The sequence below is a fragment of the Stutzerimonas sp. FeSN7 genome, assembly GCF_030263795.1.
Classification (GTDB): Bacteria; Pseudomonadota; Gammaproteobacteria; order Pseudomonadales; family Pseudomonadaceae; genus Stutzerimonas; species Stutzerimonas stutzeri.
Window position 1 is genome coordinate 1815538 of sequence record NZ_JARPMN010000001.1, and the last position, 17197, is coordinate 1832734.

At 64.3% G+C, this 17197-nt stretch carries 15 protein-coding genes; 6 read left to right on the forward strand and 9 right to left on the reverse strand.

The window, feature by feature from the left end; all coding sequences use genetic code 11:
* Positions 1-38: 38 nt before the first annotated feature.
* Positions 39-986 carry a thioredoxin-disulfide reductase gene (gene trxB, locus P5703_RS08520; protein WP_095460161.1) on the reverse strand — a complete coding sequence of 316 codons (948 nt, stop codon included), beginning with the start codon at positions 984-986 and terminating at the stop codon, positions 39-41.
* A gap of 209 nt (positions 987-1195) precedes the next feature.
* On the opposite strand from trxB, the gene ftsK reads away from it, so the two are divergent.
* The 6 genes from ftsK (at position 1196) to cysG (ending at position 8889) form a co-directional block, all read left to right on the forward strand.
* Positions 1196-3601 carry a DNA translocase FtsK gene (gene ftsK, locus P5703_RS08525; protein WP_013982937.1) on the forward strand — a complete coding sequence of 802 codons (2406 nt, stop codon included), beginning with the start codon at positions 1196-1198 and terminating at the stop codon, positions 3599-3601.
* Positions 3602-3618: 17 nt separating this feature from the next.
* A complete protein-coding gene (gene lolA / locus P5703_RS08530) occupies positions 3619-4245 on the forward strand; it encodes an outer membrane lipoprotein periplasmic chaperone LolA (protein ID WP_125853895.1) in 627 nt (208 codons plus the stop codon).
* A 73-nt stretch (positions 4246-4318) separates the two neighbouring features.
* Entirely contained in the window at positions 4319-5644 is a 1326-nt protein-coding gene (locus P5703_RS08535) for a replication-associated recombination protein A (protein ID WP_019407318.1), read from the forward strand.
* Entirely contained in the window at positions 5641-6015 is a 375-nt protein-coding gene (crcB, locus tag P5703_RS08540; protein WP_014596817.1) for a fluoride efflux transporter CrcB, read from the forward strand. The genes P5703_RS08535 and crcB overlap by 4 nt, the downstream gene beginning before the upstream one ends.
* A gap of 72 nt (positions 6016-6087) precedes the next feature.
* On the forward strand, positions 6088-7368 hold the full coding sequence (serS, locus tag P5703_RS08545) for a serine--tRNA ligase (protein WP_014596816.1): 1281 nt from the start codon (positions 6088-6090) through the stop codon (positions 7366-7368).
* 123 nt (positions 7369-7491) lie between these two features.
* Positions 7492-8889, forward strand: a complete 1398-nt coding sequence (gene cysG / locus P5703_RS08550; protein ID WP_014596815.1) for a siroheme synthase CysG — start codon at positions 7492-7494, stop codon at positions 8887-8889.
* 24 nt (positions 8890-8913) lie between these two features.
* Here the strand turns inward: cysG and P5703_RS08555 are convergent, their stop codons facing one another.
* From P5703_RS08555 to P5703_RS08590, 8 genes are all read right to left on the reverse strand, one after another.
* Positions 8914-9579 carry a response regulator transcription factor gene (locus tag P5703_RS08555; RefSeq protein ID WP_011913413.1) on the reverse strand — a complete coding sequence of 222 codons (666 nt, stop codon included), beginning with the start codon at positions 9577-9579 and terminating at the stop codon, positions 8914-8916.
* A 53-nt stretch (positions 9580-9632) separates the two neighbouring features.
* Positions 9633-10196 carry a PQQ-dependent catabolism-associated CXXCW motif protein gene (locus P5703_RS08560; RefSeq protein WP_011913412.1) on the reverse strand — a complete coding sequence of 188 codons (564 nt, stop codon included), beginning with the start codon at positions 10194-10196 and terminating at the stop codon, positions 9633-9635.
* Between the two features lie 103 nt (positions 10197-10299).
* Positions 10300-11091, reverse strand: coding sequence for a lanthanide ABC transporter permease protein PedC (locus tag P5703_RS08565; RefSeq protein ID WP_014596812.1), 792 nt, complete (start codon positions 11089-11091; stop codon positions 10300-10302).
* Complete coding sequence (locus tag P5703_RS08570; RefSeq protein ID WP_045632053.1) at positions 11088-11918, reverse strand: lanthanide ABC transporter ATP-binding protein PedB/LutE; 831 nt, start codon at positions 11916-11918, stop codon at positions 11088-11090. The genes P5703_RS08565 and P5703_RS08570 overlap by 4 nt, the downstream gene beginning before the upstream one ends.
* A complete protein-coding gene (locus P5703_RS08575; RefSeq protein ID WP_017243934.1) occupies positions 11915-12886 on the reverse strand; it encodes a YVTN family beta-propeller repeat protein in 972 nt (323 codons plus the stop codon). Before P5703_RS08575 ends, P5703_RS08570 begins: the two co-directional genes overlap by 4 nt.
* An 18-nt stretch (positions 12887-12904) precedes the next feature.
* Positions 12905-13318, reverse strand: a complete 414-nt coding sequence (locus P5703_RS08580; protein WP_413970556.1) for an SEL1-like repeat protein — start codon at positions 13316-13318, stop codon at positions 12905-12907.
* Positions 13319-13374: 56 nt separating this feature from the next.
* Positions 13375-14562, reverse strand: a complete 1188-nt coding sequence (locus P5703_RS08585) for a lanthanide ABC transporter ABC transporter substrate-binding protein PedA1 (RefSeq protein ID WP_279641921.1) — start codon at positions 14560-14562, stop codon at positions 13375-13377.
* A gap of 129 nt (positions 14563-14691) precedes the next feature.
* Positions 14692-16857 (reverse strand): methyl-accepting chemotaxis protein, encoded by a 2166-nt coding sequence (locus P5703_RS08590; RefSeq protein ID WP_014596808.1) that lies wholly within the window; start codon positions 16855-16857, stop codon positions 14692-14694.
* Between the last annotated feature and the right edge of the window lie 340 nt (positions 16858-17197).

Below are 17197 nucleotides of genomic sequence, written 5' to 3' on the forward strand. Positions count from 1 at the left end.
CGCAGGGTAGGGGAGGGCGGGCCGAAGCCCGCCTGGGATCAATTGTCCAGGTACTTCTCGGCATCCAGTGCCGCCATGCAGCCGGCGCCTGCCGAGGTGATGGCCTGGCGATAGACGTGGTCGGCCACATCGCCTGCGGCGAACACTCCGGGAATGCTGGTGCAGGTGGCATCGCCTTCACCGCCGCCGCGGATCTTCAGGTAGCCATCCTTCATTTCCAGCTGGCCCTGGAACAGCTCGGTGTTCGGCTTGTGGCCGATGGCGATGAATACGCCCGCGAGGTCCAGCGTGTTCTCTTCACCAGTGAGGGTGCTCTTGAGGCGAACGCCGGTCACGCCGCTGGCGTCGCCGAGCACTTCCTCGAGGGTGTGGTTCCAGTGCAGGCGAATGTTGCCGTTGGTCGCCTTGTCCATGATCTTGTCCTGCAGGATTTTCTCCGAGCGGAGCTTGTCGCGGCGGTGGATCAGGTGGACTTCCTTGGCGATGTTGGACAGGTACAGCGCCTCCTCGACCGCGGTATTGCCGCCACCGATCACCGCGACCACCTGGTTGCGGTAGAAGAAGCCGTCACAGGTGGCGCAGGCGGATACGCCGCGACCGGCGAACGCTTCTTCGGAGGGCAGGCCGAGATACTGCGCCGAAGCGCCTGTTGCGATGATCAGCGCATCGCAGGTGTAGACGCCGCTGTCACCGCGCAAGGTGAACGGGCGCTGCTGCAACTCGGCTGTATGAATGTGATCGAAGACGATCTCGGTGTCGAAGCGCTCGGCGTGTTTCTGCATGCGCACCATCAGATCCGGGCCGGTCAGGCCTTCAACGTCGCCAGGCCAGTTGTCGACCTCGGTGGTGGTGGTCAGCTGGCCGCCGGGCTGGATGCCGGTGATCATCAGTGGCTTCAGGTTGGCGCGGGCAGCGTATACCGCAGCGGTATAACCGGCCGGGCCCGAGCCGAGGATGATCAGACGCGAATGCTTGACTTCACTCATAAAAAGCCCTCATAAGCCTTTGTTGCAAATAGAGAAGCGTGCTCCAGTCGAGCCGCGCCGGGAAATCGGGCGTTTATGCTACACCGAAGCATCGGCAAAAGCCCAAGCCGCCGCGGAACCCGCATGCCATCGAATCGACAAACCCGTACAATGCCGGGGTTCTGGCTGACTACGGTTCATCGCGCCGCAGGCGCAGGAAAGAAAGCGTTTTGAAGAATTCCTCATCTACCGCGCCGGCAACTGTCTGGCGACAACAATTGCACTATCGCCTCAAGGAAGGCGCGTTGATAGCGCTCGGTGCGCTCTGCGTCTACCTGTGGATGGCACTGCTGACCTACGATCCGGGCGATCCGGGGTGGACCCACACGAGCAACGTCGATCAGGTGCGCAACGCCGCGGGGCGCGCGGGCGCCTGGTTCGCCGACGTGCTGTTCATGGCGCTGGGCTACTTCGCATACCTTTTCCCGCTGCTGCTGGGCGTCAAGACCTGGCAGGTGTTCCGCACCCGTCACCAGCCCTGGGTGTGGAATGGCTGGCTGTTTTCCTGGCGGCTGATCGGCTTGGTGTTTCTCGTGCTGTCCGGTTCGGCACTCGCCTATATCCATTTTCAGGGCGGCGAAGCCTTGCCGGCATCCTCAGGCGGTGCGCTGGGCGAAAGCCTTGGCCAATTGGCGGTGCAGACGCTCAACGTGCAGGGCAGCACGCTCGCCTTGCTGGCGTTCTTCCTGTTCGGGCTGACGGTCTTTACCGACCTTTCCTGGTTCAAGGTGATGGACATCACCGGCAAAATCACGCTCGACCTGCTGGAGCTGATCCAGAGCTTCTTCAGCCGCTGGTGGAGTGCCCGCGCCGAACGCAAGCAGCTGGTCGCACAGCTGCGCGAGGCGGACGACGTGGTGAGCGAGGTGGCCGCGCCGATGGTGCGCGACCGGCGCGAGCAGGCGAAGGTCAAGGAGCGCATCATCGAGCGCGACGAGGCACTGGCCAAGCACATGAGCGAGCTGGAGAAGCGCCCGGCCCCGGTGATCACACCGCCCGCACCGCCCAAACCGGCCGAGCCGAGCAAGCGCGTACTCAAGGAGAAGCAGGCGCCGCTGTTCGTTGACACCGCGGTCGAAGGCACTCTGCCGCCGATTTCCATCCTCGATGTAGCCGAGAAGCAGCAGAAGCAGTATTCGCCGGAGTCTCTCGAGGCCATGTCGCGGCTGCTGGAGATCAAGCTCAAGGAGTTCGGCGTCGAGGTGGTGGTCGAGTCGGTTCATCCAGGCCCGGTGATTACCCGTTTCGAGATCCAGCCTGCGGCCGGCGTCAAGGTCAGCCGCATCTCCAATCTGGCCAAGGACCTGGCGCGTTCGATGGCCATGGTCAGCGTGCGCGTGGTCGAGGTCATTCCTGGCAAGACCACCGTGGGCATCGAGATTCCCAACGAGGATCGGCAGATCGTCCGTTTCTCCGAGGTGCTGTCGTCAGCGCCTTATGACGACGCCAAGTCGCCGGTCACCCTGGCGCTCGGTCACGATATCGGCGGCAAACCGGTCATCGCCGACCTGGCGAAGATGCCGCACCTGCTGGTGGCCGGTACCACCGGTTCCGGTAAGTCGGTGGGGGTCAATGCGATGATCCTGTCGATTCTGTTCAAGTCGACGCCGGAAGAGGCGCGACTGATCATGATCGACCCGAAGATGCTCGAGCTGTCGATCTACGAGGGCATTCCGCACCTGCTTTGCCCAGTGGTCACCGACATGAAGGAGGCTGCCAACGCGCTGCGCTGGAGCGTGGCCGAGATGGAGCGGCGCTACAAGCTGATGGCCGCCATGGGCGTGCGCAACCTGGCGGGCTTCAACCGCAAGATCAAGGAAGCGGAAGAGGCCGGAACGCCGCTGCACGACCCGCTGTACAAGCGCGAGTCGATGGATGACGAGCCGCCTTATCTGAAGAGCCTGCCGACCATCGTGGTGGTGGTCGACGAGTTCGCCGACATGATGATGATCGTCGGCAAGAAGGTCGAAGAGCTGATCGCCCGCATCGCGCAGAAAGCGCGGGCCGCGGGGATCCATCTGATTCTCGCCACCCAGCGTCCGTCGGTGGACGTGATCACCGGTCTGATCAAGGCCAACATCCCGACGCGCATGGCCTTCCAGGTGTCGAGCAAGATCGACTCGCGCACCATCCTCGACCAGGGCGGCGCCGAGCAGCTGCTCGGTCACGGTGACATGCTCTACCTGCCGCCGGGCACCGGCCTGCCGATCCGCGTGCATGGTGCGTTCGTCTCCGATGACGAGGTGCATCGTGTGGTCGAAGCCTGGAAAGCCCGCGGAGCGCCCGACTACATCGAGGACATCCTGGCCGGCGTGGAAGAGGCTGGTAGCGGCTTCGAAGGCGGTAGTGGCGAAGGTGGAGGCGAGGGCAGCGAGGAAGACCCGCTGTACGACGAGGCCGTCCGCTTTGTCACCGAAAGCCGCCGCGCGTCGATCTCCGCCGTGCAGCGCAAGCTGAAGATCGGCTACAACCGCGCCGCACGCATGATCGAGGCCATGGAAATGGCCGGCGTGGTGACATCCATGAATACCAACGGCTCGCGCGAGGTCATCGCGCCGCCACCCATGCGCGATTGAATCGCTTCGAGGGCTACATGCAATTGATCCGTTTGCTGTGTGCATCTGTCCTGATGGTCGCTCTGGTACCGGCCCACGCCGACCAGGCGGCTTCTACCAAACGCCTGACCGGCCTGCTCAACCAGGCCGAAACCCTAACTGGCCGCTTCTCGCAGCTCTCGCTCGACGGCAGTGGCACCCAGCTGCAGGAGACCTCCGGAGAGCTGGCGCTCAAGCGTCCCGGCCAGTTCCGCTGGCACACCGATGCGCCGATGGAGCAGCTGTTGGTGTCCAATGGCAAGAAGGTGTGGCTGTATGACCCGGATCTCGAGCAGGTCACCATCCAGGAGCTCGACCAGCGCCTGACACACACACCGGCTTTGCTGCTGTCCGGCGACGTCTCCACCATCAGCGAGAACTTCGAGGTCTCGCACAAGGAGGCAGGGGATGTGGTGGACTTCACCCTCAAGCCCAAGGCAAAGGACACCCTGTTCGACAACCTGCGGCTGTCCTTCCGCGGTGGCGTGATCAATGACATGCAGCTGATCGACAGTGTCGGTCAGCGCACCAATATCCTCTTCATGGGGGTGAAGATGAATCAGCCGCTCAAGGCCGACCTGTTCACCTTCGAGATTCCCGAAGGGGCCGACGTCATCGCCGAGTGATCGGCGTTCGGCATCCGTTTTTCACGGCGGGCCCGCCTGGCGGGCCGCTGCAATCGAGGTAATCCTGCCGGCAATGGACCTGTTCAGCCGCGAACCCGTCGCCCAGCCACTTGCCGCGCGTCTGCGCGCAGCCAGCCTCGACGAATACGTCGGGCAGGAACATCTGCTTGCCCGCGGCAAGCCGTTGCGCGAGGCGCTGGAGCAGGGCGCGCTGCATTCCATGGTGTTCTGGGGCCCACCCGGTGTAGGCAAGACGACCCTGGCGCGGCTCTTGGCCAAGGTTTCCGATGCCCATTTCGAGACGGTTTCCGCCGTGCTCGCCGGGGTCAAGGAGATTCGCCAGGCGGTGGAAATCGCCAAGCAGCAGGCGGCGCAGTACGGCCGGCGGACCATCCTGTTCGTCGACGAAGTGCACCGCTTCAACAAGTCTCAGCAGGATGCCTTCCTACCCTATGTGGAAGACGGCACGCTGATTTTTATCGGCGCCACCACCGAAAACCCCTCTTTCGAACTCAACAACGCCTTGCTCTCGCGGGCCCGCGTCTATGTGCTGAAAAGCCTGGACGAAGCGGCCTTGCGCAAGCTGGTGACGCGCGCGCTGACCGAGCCCAAGGGCCTCGGCGAGCTCCATCTCACGCTGCCGGAAGAGAGCTTCCAGATGCTGCTGGCGGCGGCGGATGGCGATGGGCGGCGGCTGCTCAATCTTCTGGAGAACGCCTCCGACCTGGCCGAGCAGGGTGGCGTCATCAGCACCGACCTGCTGCAGGATCTGCTGGGCGACAGTCGCCGTCGTTTCGACAAGGGTGGCGAGGCCTTCTACGACCAGATATCGGCGCTGCACAAATCGGTGCGCGGCTCGAATCCGGATGCTGCGCTGTACTGGTTTGCGCGCATGCTCGATGGCGGCTGCGACCCGCTGTACATCGCCCGCCGAGTGGTGCGCATGGCCAGCGAAGAGATCGGCAATGCCGACCCCCGCGCGCTGCCGCTGTGCCTGAACGCCTGGGACGTGCAGGAGCGCCTGGGCAGCCCGGAAGGGGAGCTGGCCGTGGCGCAGGCAATCGTCTATCTCGCTTGCGCGCCGAAGAGCAATGCGGTCTATACCGCGTTCAAGGCGGCCATGCGCGACGCGGCGGAAAACGGCTCTCAGGAAGTGCCGCTGCATCTGCGCAATGCGCCGACCAGGCTGATGAAGGAGCTGGGCTACGGCAACGAGTACCGTTATGCCCATGACGAGCCGGACGCCTATGCCGCCGGTGAGGATTACTTTCCCGAGACCATGGAGCCGCGTCGCTACTACCACCCTGTGCCTCGCGGCCTGGAAAGCAAGATCCGCGACAAGCTGGAGCACCTCGCCCGACTCGATCGCGAAAGCCCGATCCAAAGGAGAAAGGAATGATCCGCATGGCTTTCGCCGTCGCCTGCGGCGGCGTGATCGGAACCCTGCTGCGCTTTGCGCTCGCGACCTGGGTCAGCGCCCAATGGCCGCGGCATTTCTATCTGGCCACCCTGGCGGTGAACCTGCTGGGCTGCCTGCTGATCGGCTATCTCTACGCCACCTTTCTCGCCCGGCCGGATATTTCGCCGGAGCTGCGTGGTGCACTGATCATCGGCTTTCTTGGCGCACTCACGACGTTCTCCAGTTTTTCGCTGGATGCACTGCGCCTGCTGGAAAGCGGCCAGCTGGCGACTGCCTTCGCCTACGTCGGCGGCAGCGTGCTCGGTGGTCTGCTCGCGGCCTGGGCGGGTCTGGCGCTCGCCAGGTTATGAACCGACGGCCGTTCACAGTAAACTTCGCTCCCTCTTCGCCCTTCATCCAAGCTTTCACAGACGAGACCCACCATGCTTGATTCGAAACTGGTACGCACTCAGCTACAGGACGTGGCGGCCCGCCTGGCCACCCGTGGCTACCAGCTGGACGTGGCGCGCATCGAAGCGCTGGAGGCCCAGCGCAAGACCGTGCAGACCCGCACCGAACAACTCCAGGCCGAGCGCAATGCGCGTTCCAAGTCCATCGGCCAGGCCAAGCAGCGCGGTGAGGACATCGCCCCGTTGCTCGCCGATGTGGATCGCATGGGCAGCGAACTCGAATCCGGCAAGCAGGAGCTGGACCGCATCCAGAGTGAGCTGGACCAGCTGATGCTGAGCATCCCCAACCTGCCGCACGAGTCCGTGCCGGTCGGTGCGGACGAGGAAGAGAACGTCGAGGTTCGCCGCTGGGGCACGCCGAAGGCCTTCGACTTCCCGGTGCAGGATCATGTCGCCCTGGGCGAGCAGCACGGTTGGCTGGATTTCGAGACCGCCGCCAAACTGTCCGGCGCCCGCTTCGCCCTGATGCGTGGGCCGATCGCCCGCCTGCATCGCGCCCTGGCGCAGTTCATGATCGATCTGCACACCCGTGAGCATGGCTACGAAGAGGCCTATACCCCCTACCTGGTGCAGGCGCCTGCGCTGCAGGGCACCGGTCAGCTGCCGAAATTCGAGGACGATCTGTTCAAGATCAGCCGCGAAGGCGAGGCAGACTTCTACCTGATCCCGACCGCAGAAGTGTCGCTGACCAACATCGTGGCCGGCGAGATTCTCGATGCCAAGCAACTGCCGCTGAAGTTCGTCGCCCACACGCCGTGCTTCCGCAGCGAGGCCGGCGCCTCCGGGCGCGATACCCGCGGCATGATCCGTCAGCACCAGTTCGACAAGGTCGAGATGGTGCAGATCGTCGAGCCGTCGAAGTCTTTCGAGGCGCTGGAGGAGCTGACCGGCAACGCCGAGAAGGTGCTGCAGTTGCTCGAGCTGCCTTACCGTGTGTTGTCACTGTGCACCGGTGACATGGGCTTCGGCGCAACCAAGACCTACGACCTGGAAGTCTGGGTGCCGAGCCAGGACAAGTACCGCGAGATTTCTTCCTGCTCCAACTGCGGTGACTTCCAGGCGCGGCGCATGCAGGCGCGCTATCGCAATCCGGAAACCGGAAAGCCGGAGCTGGTCCATACGCTCAACGGCTCGGGGCTGGCCGTCGGCCGTACGCTGGTCGCCGTGCTGGAGAACTACCAGCAGGCCGACGGGCGCATTCTGGTGCCCGAGGTGCTGAAGCCGTACATGGGCGGCATCGAAGTCATCGGCTGAGGCTTCGGCGCGCTGCGTCAACGCGGTCCTGGCATCAGGCTGGATCCTTGATCTTCGACAAGGGGCATCGCGGCCGTAATGGCTGTGATGCCCATACCTCAAACGACCTCCCAGGATTCGCCCATGGAATACCTCCCGCTGTTCCACAACCTCAAGGGCCGCACGGTGCTGATCGTCGGCGGCGGCGAGATCGCACTGCGCAAGGCGCGACTGCTGAGCGACGCGGGGGCACGCTTGCGGGTGGTGGCGCCGAGCATCGAGGCGCAGTTGGTCGAGCTGGTGCACGCGGGCGCTGGGGAATGCCTGGATCGCGGTTACGACCGGCAGGATCTGCAGGGTTGTGTGCTGGCCATCGCGGCGACCGATGACGAACCGCTGAACGCTACGGTGTCGCAGCATGCCAATGCGCTTGGCGTTCCGGTGAACGTGGTCGACTCGCCGCAGCTGTGCAGCGTGATCTTCCCGGCCATCGTCGATCGCTCGCCGCTGGTGGTCGCCGTTTCCAGTGGTGGCGACGCACCGGTGCTGGCGCGGCTGATCCGTGCGCGTATCGAGACCTGGATCCCGGCAGCCTACGGTCAGCTGGCCGGGCTGGCAAAACAGTTTCGTGCCCAGGTCAAGGCCAGGTTCGCCAACGTGCAGCAACGGCGGGTGTTCTGGGAGGAGGTGTTTCAGGGGCCTATCGCCGAGCAGGCGCTGGCCGGGCGGACCGCCGAGGCCGAACGGCTGCTGGCCGAGAAGCTTGCCGGCGCGGCGCCTAAGGCGCTGGGCGAGGTTTATCTGGTCGGTGCCGGTCCCGGTGATCCGGACCTGTTGACGTTCCGTGCCCTGCGTCTGATGCAGCAGGCCGATGTAGTGCTTTACGACCGACTGGTCGCCCCGGCGATCATCGACCTGTGCCGGCGCGATGCCGATCGCATCTACGTCGGCAAGCAGCGTGCGGATCATGCCGTGCCGCAGGAGCAGATCAACCAGCAGCTGGTGACACTGGCCAAGCAGGGCAAGCGCGTGCTCAGGCTGAAGGGCGGCGACCCGTTCATCTTCGGCCGCGGTGGCGAGGAAATCGAAGAGCTGGCCGCACATGGCGTGCCGTTCCAGGTAGTGCCGGGTATCACCGCTGCCAGTGGCTGCGCGGCCTATGCCGGTATTCCGCTGACCCATCGTGACCATGCCCAGTCGGTACGTTTCGTCACCGGGCATCTCAAGGATGGCAGCTGCGATCTGCCCTGGTCCGAGCTGGCCGCGCCGGCGCAGACGCTGGTGTTCTACATGGGGCTGGTGGGGCTGCCGGTGATCTGCCAGCAGCTGATCGCTCATGGACGGTCGGCGGAAACACCCGCCGCGCTGGTGCAGCAGGGCACCACCAGCAACCAGCGTGTCTTCACTGCTACGCTGGGGACACTGGCCGAGCGCATCGCACAGGAAGACGTGCAGGCACCGACGCTGCTGATCGTCGGCGAAGTGGTGCAGCTGCGCGAGAAGCTCGCCTGGTTCGAAGGGGCGCAGGCGGCGGGTCGATAGGGCTGGCTGCTGCCTGCGCCGTGTTCAGCGGCGCAGGTAGGCGGTGAAGTCGATGTCGCCGGCGGAAAGGATCGCCTGGACCCGGTTGTGCACGTTGAGCTTGCGCAGGATCGCCGATACGTGGGCCTTTACCGTGGTCTCGGCGATGTCCAGGTTGTAGGCAATCTGCTTGTTCGATTCGCCCTTGGTCATGCGCTCGAGTACCAGCAATTGCTTGCGCGTCAGCGCCTGCAGCAGCTCCGGCGGGATGGAGGGCTCGCTGTGGTGCGAGTGGCGGCTCGGGCTCTTCTGGCTGCGAATGATGTCCGACGGTAGGTAGACATTGCCATTGAGGATCTGCTCGATGGCTTCGGTCATCTGTGCACGCGGCGAAGACTTGGTGATGAAGCCGACCGCGCCATAGGTGATCGCCTGCAGCACGATCTGCTTGTCCTGCTCGGCCGAGACGATCACCACCGGAATGGTCGGCGCCTCGTTGCGCAGGTTGATCAGGCCGTTCAGCCCGTGCATGCCGGGCATGTTCAGGTCCAGCAGCACCAGATCGAGATCATCGTGCTCCAGCGTCAAGGCAAGCGCGCTGTCGAGATCGGCAGTCTCGAGGATTTCGCGGTCGGGAAAGCCGTCGCGGATGACGTTATGGATGGCTTCACGGAACAGCGGGTGGTCGTCCGCAATCAGGATCTTGTACAAGGCCGGTCACCTCTTTGTTGTGATTATGGTGGGGCGTGCTCGCGCGCGGTAGGTCAGTCGTCGCCAGGCAGCGGCTCCGGTGTCGCCGGGTGCAGCGGCAGTCCCGCCTGCTCCCAGCCGTCCACTCCGTCGCGATACCAGTACAGGCGTTTATAGCCCAAGGCATGGGCGCGCCTGGTTGCGTTCCAGCCCAGCCAGCAATCGGAGCGGCAGTAGAACACCAGCGGTCGCTCGGTATCGCCCTGGCTGAGTCGTTTCAGGTTGTCACTGAAGTAGCTTGCCCATTCGGGCTGCAGATTTCCATCGCCGGTGTTGGCCAGCCAGATGCTGCCCGGCAGGTTGGCGTGGGGCTCGCTGTCGACGAAGCGACCAGCCAGCCACTGGCTGCGATAGACGTCCACCAGCACCACGTCAGGCTCCTTTGCCAGCAATGTCTGGAGTGCCGCGGTATCCAGTGTCTGCGCGCCCTCGGCGGTTGCCGGCGTCGGGCTGCGGTATTGCGTCTGGCGGTAACCCTCGGCAGAGAACAGGGCGAGCTGCTCTTCGGCCACGGCAGTCACGGACATGCCGAAACCAGGCAGCGCGGCGATCAGCAAGGGCAGCAGCGACCTGAACATAGTCCGTATTCCTTAGGGTTTGGGTGGGTCGATTACAGAACAATGGCCACGTCTTTGAAATCCTACGATGGAGGGGAGAACCGGTACCAAAGTAGTAGTCGTCTCATGCCGACCGGCGCAACGCGGCGTGCTGCGGGTTGAAGCTGAGCACTGCGAGCAGGCTGAAGATGACGGTCAGCCCGAGGCACACCAGCAACGCAGTAGGCGCCAGGCGCAGGTACAGGGCGTTGCGCACCAGTTCCACGGCATGGGTGAACGGGTTGATGGCGCAGATCCAGTACAGCCATTCGCTGGCTTCGCGCATCTTCCACAGCGGATACAGCGCCGAGGACAGGAAGAACATGGGGAAGATCACGAAATTCATGACCCCGGCGAAGTTCTCCAGCTGGCGGATGCCGTTTGACAGCAGCAACCCCAGGGCACTCAGCATCAGCGCCACCAGCAGCAGGGCGGGCAGGGCGACCAGCAGACCCAGCGGCGGCGGTTGCACGCCGTAGAACCAGGCAATGGCGAGGAAGGCATAGACCTGCAGCAGTGAGATCAGCGCCGTGGCCAGCAGCTTGCTGGTGAGCAGGAAGCTGCGCGGTAGCGGGCTCGTCAGCAAGACACGCATGCTGCCCATCTCGCGGTCGTAGACCATCGACAGCGAGCCCTGCATGCCGTTGAACAGTAGGATCATGCAGGCCAGCCCCGGCACGATGTAGGTCTCGTAGGTGATGTAGGTGTCGTACGGTTCGATGATGGCGATGCCCAGTGCCGCGCGAAAGCCGGCGGCGAACACCACCAGCCAGAGTAGCGGGCGCACCAGCGCGCTGAGAAAGCGCGAGCGCTGCTGGACGAAACGCAGCCACTCGCGCAGGACGATGCCGCGCAGGCATTCCCAATAGGCCGTCATGAGTGTTTCGCTCCAGAGGCGAGCCCCGTGCTTTCGCCAGCGGGCTCGGTTGTTTTCGGCGGCATGGCTGCGGACCGATGTGCTGCTCCATCGAGCCCTGCGCCTTGCGCGTCGCTCCCGGTCAGCCGTGCAAAGCTCGCTGCCAGATCCTCGCCATCGAGGGCGAGGCTCGCCACGCTGCCCTGAGCGACCAGACGGCCGCGATTGAGCACCAGCAGATCGTCATCGGCCTGGACCTCATCGAGCAGGTGAGTGGTCCAGAGCACGCTCATGCCCTCGTCACGGCAGAGCGCTCGCACATGCTGGTTGAGTGCCTGGCGGCTGGCAGGGTCGAGGCCTGCACTGGCCTCGTCGAGCAACAGCAACTCGGGGCGATGCAGCAACGCGCGGGCGATCTCGACGCGTCGGCGGTGACCGCCGTTGAGTTCACGCACCTTGCTGCGGCGCCGTTCGCCGAGCTGTTGGCGCTGCAGCTCGAGTTCGATGCGTTCATTCGCCAAGGCCCGCGGCATGCCGTGCAGGGCGGCGTGGTAGCGCAGGTTCTGCTCGACAGTCAGGTCCAGGTCCAGCGTGCTCTGCTGGAACACCACGCCGAGGCGGGCGAGCGCCTGGCGCGGCGCCTCGCGCAGACCGAAGCCGGCGATGCGGATCTGCCCCCGTTGCAGGTCGTACAGGCGCGTGAGCAGGGCGATCAATGTCGACTTGCCCGCGCCGTTCGGCCCCAGCAGTGCGGTGAATCTCCCTTTGGCGGCGGCGAAACTGACACCGTCCAGCGCACGTCGCGCGCCATAGGCGAAGGCCACGTCGCTGACCTCCAGCGCGCTCATGGCGTGACCACCACACCCCAGGGGTAGCGACCGACCTTGATCGACTTGGTGACCTTCAGCTTGGCCACATCGATCACCGAGACGTCGCCGCTGACGCCGTTGGTGGTCAGCAGGAGGCTCTCGTCGGGGTTGAACGCCATGTGCCAGACGCGTCGACCGACCAGCAGATAGTCCAGCACCTCGTAGGTCTTCGCATCGACCACCGCGATGTGGTTGGCCGGGCCCAGTGCGATGAAGGCGTATTTGCCGTCGGAAGTGAGCTTGATACCCACCGGTTGAACCTTGTCCGGGTGCACGCCCTTGATCTTGAAGGTCAGGGTCTTGAGGATTTCGCGCTTGTCCACGTCCACCACGCTGACCGTTCCGCCGATCTCGGCCGAGGCCCAGAGCAGCTTGCTGTCCTTGGTGAACTCGACGTGGCGAGGGCGCTGGTCGACCAGGGTGTTGTCCACCAGCTGGTTGGTACTGGTGTCGATCCAGTGCAGCATGTTGGTGGTTTCGCTGGTGTTGACTGCCCATTTGCCGTCCGGGCTGACTGCCATGCCCTCCGGCTCGACGCCGACATCGATCTGCGCGAGCACCTCTTCCTTGTCGACATCGACCACGGTGACCAGCGCATCGTCCTCGTTGGAGATGTACAGCCACTTGTTGTTGGGGTGCAGGGCGAACTGCTCGGGGTCCGCGCCGGACGGCAGCTGCTTGATGATCTGGCGGGTGGCCAGATCCATCACCTGCACGGTGTCCGAATCGCTGGCACAGATGTAGAGCAGCTTGTTGTCATGGGAGAGGGTGAGGCCGCGCGGGCGCATTCCGACCTGCAGCGTCTCGACGGTCTCCATCTTGTCGAGATCGATGACGCTGATGCTGTCGTCCTTCTCGTTGGAGACATAGGCGGTAGCCGCGGCTGCGGAGCCGCTGGCGAAGACCAGGGCCAGAGTGATCGCAGAGGCAAGGGCAGTTCTGGGCATGTTTGGGCTCTCTTGTCGTTATTCTGTTGTGCGGGTGGCATCCAGCCGCATGAGGTACTCGGCGGCTTCCTGCTGACCACCGGCCGCGGCACGTTCCAGCCAGGCGCGTGCGGCATCGGGATCGGCGTCGACGCCGCGGCCTTCGGCCAGGGCCACACCCCAGTGATAGCGCGCCAGGCTGACGTAGCTCGCGCCATCGGGCTGCTCGGCGCCCTGCCTGAGCAGGGCGGCGGACTTCCGCAGATCCGTGTCGACGCCATTGCCGCTTTCGTACATCTGCGCCAGCGAGATCAGCGAATAGACATCGTTCCAGCGCGCCACGCAGTCCTCGAAGATCTGCCGGGCGGCGTCGAAGTTGCCGGTCTTGGCGGTGACGTAGCCGTACAGGCATTTGATCCGCTTGGGGCTGTCGATATAGGCCTCGTAGCCCATCTCGTCGGCGTGCACGGGCAGAGTGGTCAGGGTGAGCAGGGCGATCAGCCGGTGTCTCATGGGCGGACCTCGCTCAAGCGGCAACGGCTTTCCGGTGCATCGAGGCCCAGGGTGTCCAGCTCGCTGGTGGGATGCAGAAAGCCGTCCTGCGGCGAGTTGGAAACCAGTGCGCGTGGGTGCACCAGCGGGATCGGCTGGCGCAGCTGGCCGTCCCAGGCGCGATAGCTCAGCTTGCGGCCCTTGAAGCCGTCGAGCGGTAGTTCGCCACTGAGCGACAGCTGGCGGATCGCCGCGGCGTCGGTGCTGCGCAGGCGCGTGACGGCCGCGGCGAGGCTGCGCACACCCATCCAGGCGGCGAAGTCGCGATCGTTCATCCAGCGGTTGGCATGAGCCTCGAAACGCTTCTGCAGCTGCGCGGCGCCGTAGGTCTCGACGGTCTTGTGCCAGCCGGTTGCGGTCAGACCCTGAGTGCCGGCAACCGGGCGCGGCAACCAGGTCTGGTAGGGCACGTACTCGCCGAAGTCGCCGCGCTCGTCGGCCACCAGCACCACGTCATACTCGGCGGCCTGGGTGAACAGCGGCATCTCCGCCTGGGCGCTGCGGCGCTGGTCGTTGTCGAAGCTCCAGGGCTTTTCCACCAGGATGCGGTGGCCGAAACGCTTGGCCGCGCGCCTCAGCGCCTCGGCGTAGGCCTGGTCGTCTTCGGTAGGGCCGACGATCAGCATCCAGCGGTTCCAGCGCCGCGCGGCGAGAAACTGGCCAAGGGCGTCGGCGAGCATATTTCGACTGGGCAGCGTATGCAGCACGTTGACCTGACAGTTCTGGCTGCGCAGCGCATCGTCCGCGGTACCGGCGTTGATCAGCAGGCTGTCCGGCATCGCTTCGGCGAGCTGGCGCAGCGTCGCGGCCGGCACGTTGACCACGAACAGGCGCAGCCCGTCGGCATGCTGCCGGGCTGCCTGCTGCAGCAGGTCGTCGGAGGTTTCGCTGGTCACGGCGTCCAGCACGTAGCTGTGCTTGAGGAAGCGCCCGGTGCTGTTGCTGTCGGTGATGGCGAGTTCGGCCCCGCGCAGGCCGGCGTCCTCCGGTTTGGGGATCACGTTGGAGAGCAGCGGACCGGGATCGGGGCGGTAGCCGAGATAGCCGATACGCACCTCAAGCTCGGCCCCGGCAGCCGCCAGAGCGAAGGGCGCGCAGCAGGCGAGGGCGGCCAGCAAACCGGCTCGTCGTAATACGTGGCGCATGGGCAGCTCCTGTGACGTTGCAGGCAGCATAGGAACCATGGCGGAGCGGGGGAATATGCAGAAAGTACCGGCGGGGCGGTACCAAGGTAGTAGAGAAGCGGCGCAAGGGCGCCGCTTCTCCTTGATCGACTAGCGTACCGAGCGGACCTTGAAGCGTCCGACCTGCTCGATCATCTGCCGCGCCTGCTGCGTCAGTTCCTGAGCCGCCTGGGTCGATTGATCCGAGTTCGAACTGTTGTGGTGCACCACTTCATCGATCTGGCCGATGGCCTGGCTGACCTGTTCGATGCCGGACGCCTGCTGGCTCGAAGCCTGCGCAATCTCTTCCACGAGTTGCGATACCTGCGCTGCCCCGCGAACGATGGCCTCCAGCGCTTGCGCGGTGTCGTCGGTCAACTCCATACCCTTGACCGTCCGCGCGTTGGATTCCTGAATCAGGCGGGTCGAGCGTTGCGCGGCCTCGGCACTGCGTGCCGCGAGCTGTCGCACCTCGTCCGCGACCACGGCAAATCCGCGACCATGCTCGCCGGCGCGAGCCGCCTCGATGGCCGCGTTCAGGGCAAGCAGGTTGGTCTGTGTCGCGATCTCTTCGATCGCTCTGATGATGTTGGTGATATCCAGGCCGGACTGATTGATCTCCTGCATGGCGGCCTTCAACGTCGCCATCAGCTCATTGCCGCCTCGCGCCGAATGTTCGGATTTGCGCGAAAGACTGTTGGCTTCGTTCGCGTACTCGGAGGTCTGACGGATCTGTACCGCCATCTGGTTGATGGTGGCGCTGATTTCGGTGACGGCCGAGGCCGACTCGGTCGCGCCGGTGGATAGCTCGTGGCTCAGACGGGTGACCTGGCCGGCCTTGTCGTTGATGAGCCCGGAACTGAGCTGCACCTGGGAGACCAGCTCGTTCAGGTTGTCCACCATTCGTCGAAGGGCAAGGCCCAGCTGGTCGCGTTCGGATGCCAGACGGACCTCCACCGCCAGGTCGCCCTGAGAGATGCGCTCAGCGACATGCACCTGCTCCTGCAGACTGTCTGCCATGCGATCGAGGCTGGCCGAGAGCTGGCCTACTTCATCAGCGGAGCGATGGCCCAGGCGCTGCGAGAAGTCGCCTTTCTGGATCGCACCAGCCAGTTGTGCAGCTCTGCGGATGGGCAGGGCAATCGCGCGTGCCGAGAGCCATAGCGCAATCACTGCGAGTAGCGATATGACGACCCCGGCGCCGACCTGCTGCAGCATGCTTTGTTGGCTCTGCGCATCCATTTCGGCCTTGAGTTCGGTCGCCTTGGCCAGGACGATCTGCTTGTCGATCTTGAGCATCATCGACCAGGGTTTGCCGGTGCGGCCCAGGTGAATCGGCGCCAGGACAATCATCATTCCGTTGTCATCCAGCCGCGCAAGCCGTTCGCCTTTCTGGATCGAATCCAGGGCGGGCCGCCACGCGTCCGGCAGTACCTGCTGGAAATGCTGGCCGATCAGGTTGGGATACCGGCTCTCCGCCACGATCAAGCCCTGATCGCTCACGATCGCCACCTCACCCTGGCCCTCGAACAGCTTTGCGGAAACTTCCTGGCTGATGCGCTGGACGAAGTCGAGGTCATAGTCGGTACCGGCGACACCGAGGAAGCGACCGTCCGCGATGATTGGTACCGAGAGCGTCGCCAACCAGACCTGCCTGCCCTGTACGACATATGGCAGAGGGCCGAGCACGCTCTCCTTGAGGGTTTCCCGCGGGCCGATGTACCAGCCGCCTTTGAGCACGCCGTTGGGGTGCTTGTCCTGGGTGTCGTATTCCACCAATGGCTGGACGGCGATCTTGCCGTCTGCGCTTCGCGTCCAGTAAGGCGTGAAGCGTCCGGTCTGGGCGTTGTTGCCGTTCTGCCCGTCGGTGAAGAGGTAGTCCTGGCCGTCGATCGCGTCCGGTTCCCAGCACGAATAGGTTCCGTTGAAGTCCGGCTGACTCTTCAGCACGTTCAGCAAGACCGCGTTGACCTCGTCGCGGCCGACCTGCAATCCGCCGTTCTCCTTCGACTTGGCGACCGCGAAGGTGGTTGCCATGCTGCGCGCCGTTTCCAGCGCCTCGGTGAACTCAGTGCGGATCTCTTCGGCGTATTGGCCGGCGAGGTGTTGCAGGTTCTGCAACGCGTCTTCCTGTGCCTGCTGGCTGACACGGGTCGACACCAGATGCTGGGTGGAACTGGCCAGATAAACGCTGTAGCCGATCAAGATTCCCGCGGATATCAGCAGGCATAAGCCGCCGATAACCGCTATTCGCTGCTGGATGGATTTGAGAGGCATCACGGTACGACTCCTGATAACGCATGAGAAGACAGCTGCGGCGAGCCCTCGAGCGCGTGATCGCGTCTCGGCGGTTGCGCGAAATGGGTGATGTCCAATTGGCATCATTGATATCGAGATATTGCGGCCGGACCTCAGGGAAGTTGATCCGTACCTTGGTACCGATACTTTGGTAGCGGTATGGCTGTGGCGGGGCATGCGGCGGTCTTCCGGCCCGCGAGACCTGTGGCTGCCTTTGCGCTGAATCGAATGGCCGGCTGGCCCAGATTCCAATGCTGGCCGGGCTCGACGTGGCGACCTTTGCTGGCCGCGAGGCGCTACCAAGGTAGGAGGTGGTGGC

Coding starts and splice junctions, on each gene's coding strand:
- trxB (WP_095460161.1), bottom strand. CDS start 986: ATGAGTGAAGTCAAGCATTCGCGTCTGATCATCCTCGGCTCGGGCCCG.
- lolA (WP_125853895.1), top strand. CDS start 3,619: ATGCAATTGATCCGTTTGCTGTGTGCATCTGTCCTGATGGTCGCTCTG.
- P5703_RS08535 (WP_019407318.1), top strand. CDS start 4,319: ATGGACCTGTTCAGCCGCGAACCCGTCGCCCAGCCACTTGCCGCGCGT.
- crcB (WP_014596817.1), top strand. CDS start 5,641: ATGATCCGCATGGCTTTCGCCGTCGCCTGCGGCGGCGTGATCGGAACC.
- serS (WP_014596816.1), top strand. CDS start 6,088: ATGCTTGATTCGAAACTGGTACGCACTCAGCTACAGGACGTGGCGGCC.
- cysG (WP_014596815.1), top strand. CDS start 7,492: ATGGAATACCTCCCGCTGTTCCACAACCTCAAGGGCCGCACGGTGCTG.
- P5703_RS08560 (WP_011913412.1), bottom strand. CDS start 10,196: ATGTTCAGGTCGCTGCTGCCCTTGCTGATCGCCGCGCTGCCTGGTTTC.
- P5703_RS08565 (WP_014596812.1), bottom strand. CDS start 11,091: ATGACGGCCTATTGGGAATGCCTGCGCGGCATCGTCCTGCGCGAGTGG.
- P5703_RS08570 (WP_045632053.1), bottom strand. CDS start 11,918: ATGAGCGCGCTGGAGGTCAGCGACGTGGCCTTCGCCTATGGCGCGCGA.
- P5703_RS08575 (WP_017243934.1), bottom strand. CDS start 12,886: ATGCCCAGAACTGCCCTTGCCTCTGCGATCACTCTGGCCCTGGTCTTC.
- P5703_RS08580 (WP_413970556.1), bottom strand. CDS start 13,318: ATGGGCTACGAGGCCTATATCGACAGCCCCAAGCGGATCAAATGCCTG.
- P5703_RS08585 (WP_279641921.1), bottom strand. CDS start 14,562: ATGCGCCACGTATTACGACGAGCCGGTTTGCTGGCCGCCCTCGCCTGC.
- P5703_RS08590 (WP_014596808.1), bottom strand. CDS start 16,857: ATGCCTCTCAAATCCATCCAGCAGCGAATAGCGGTTATCGGCGGCTTA.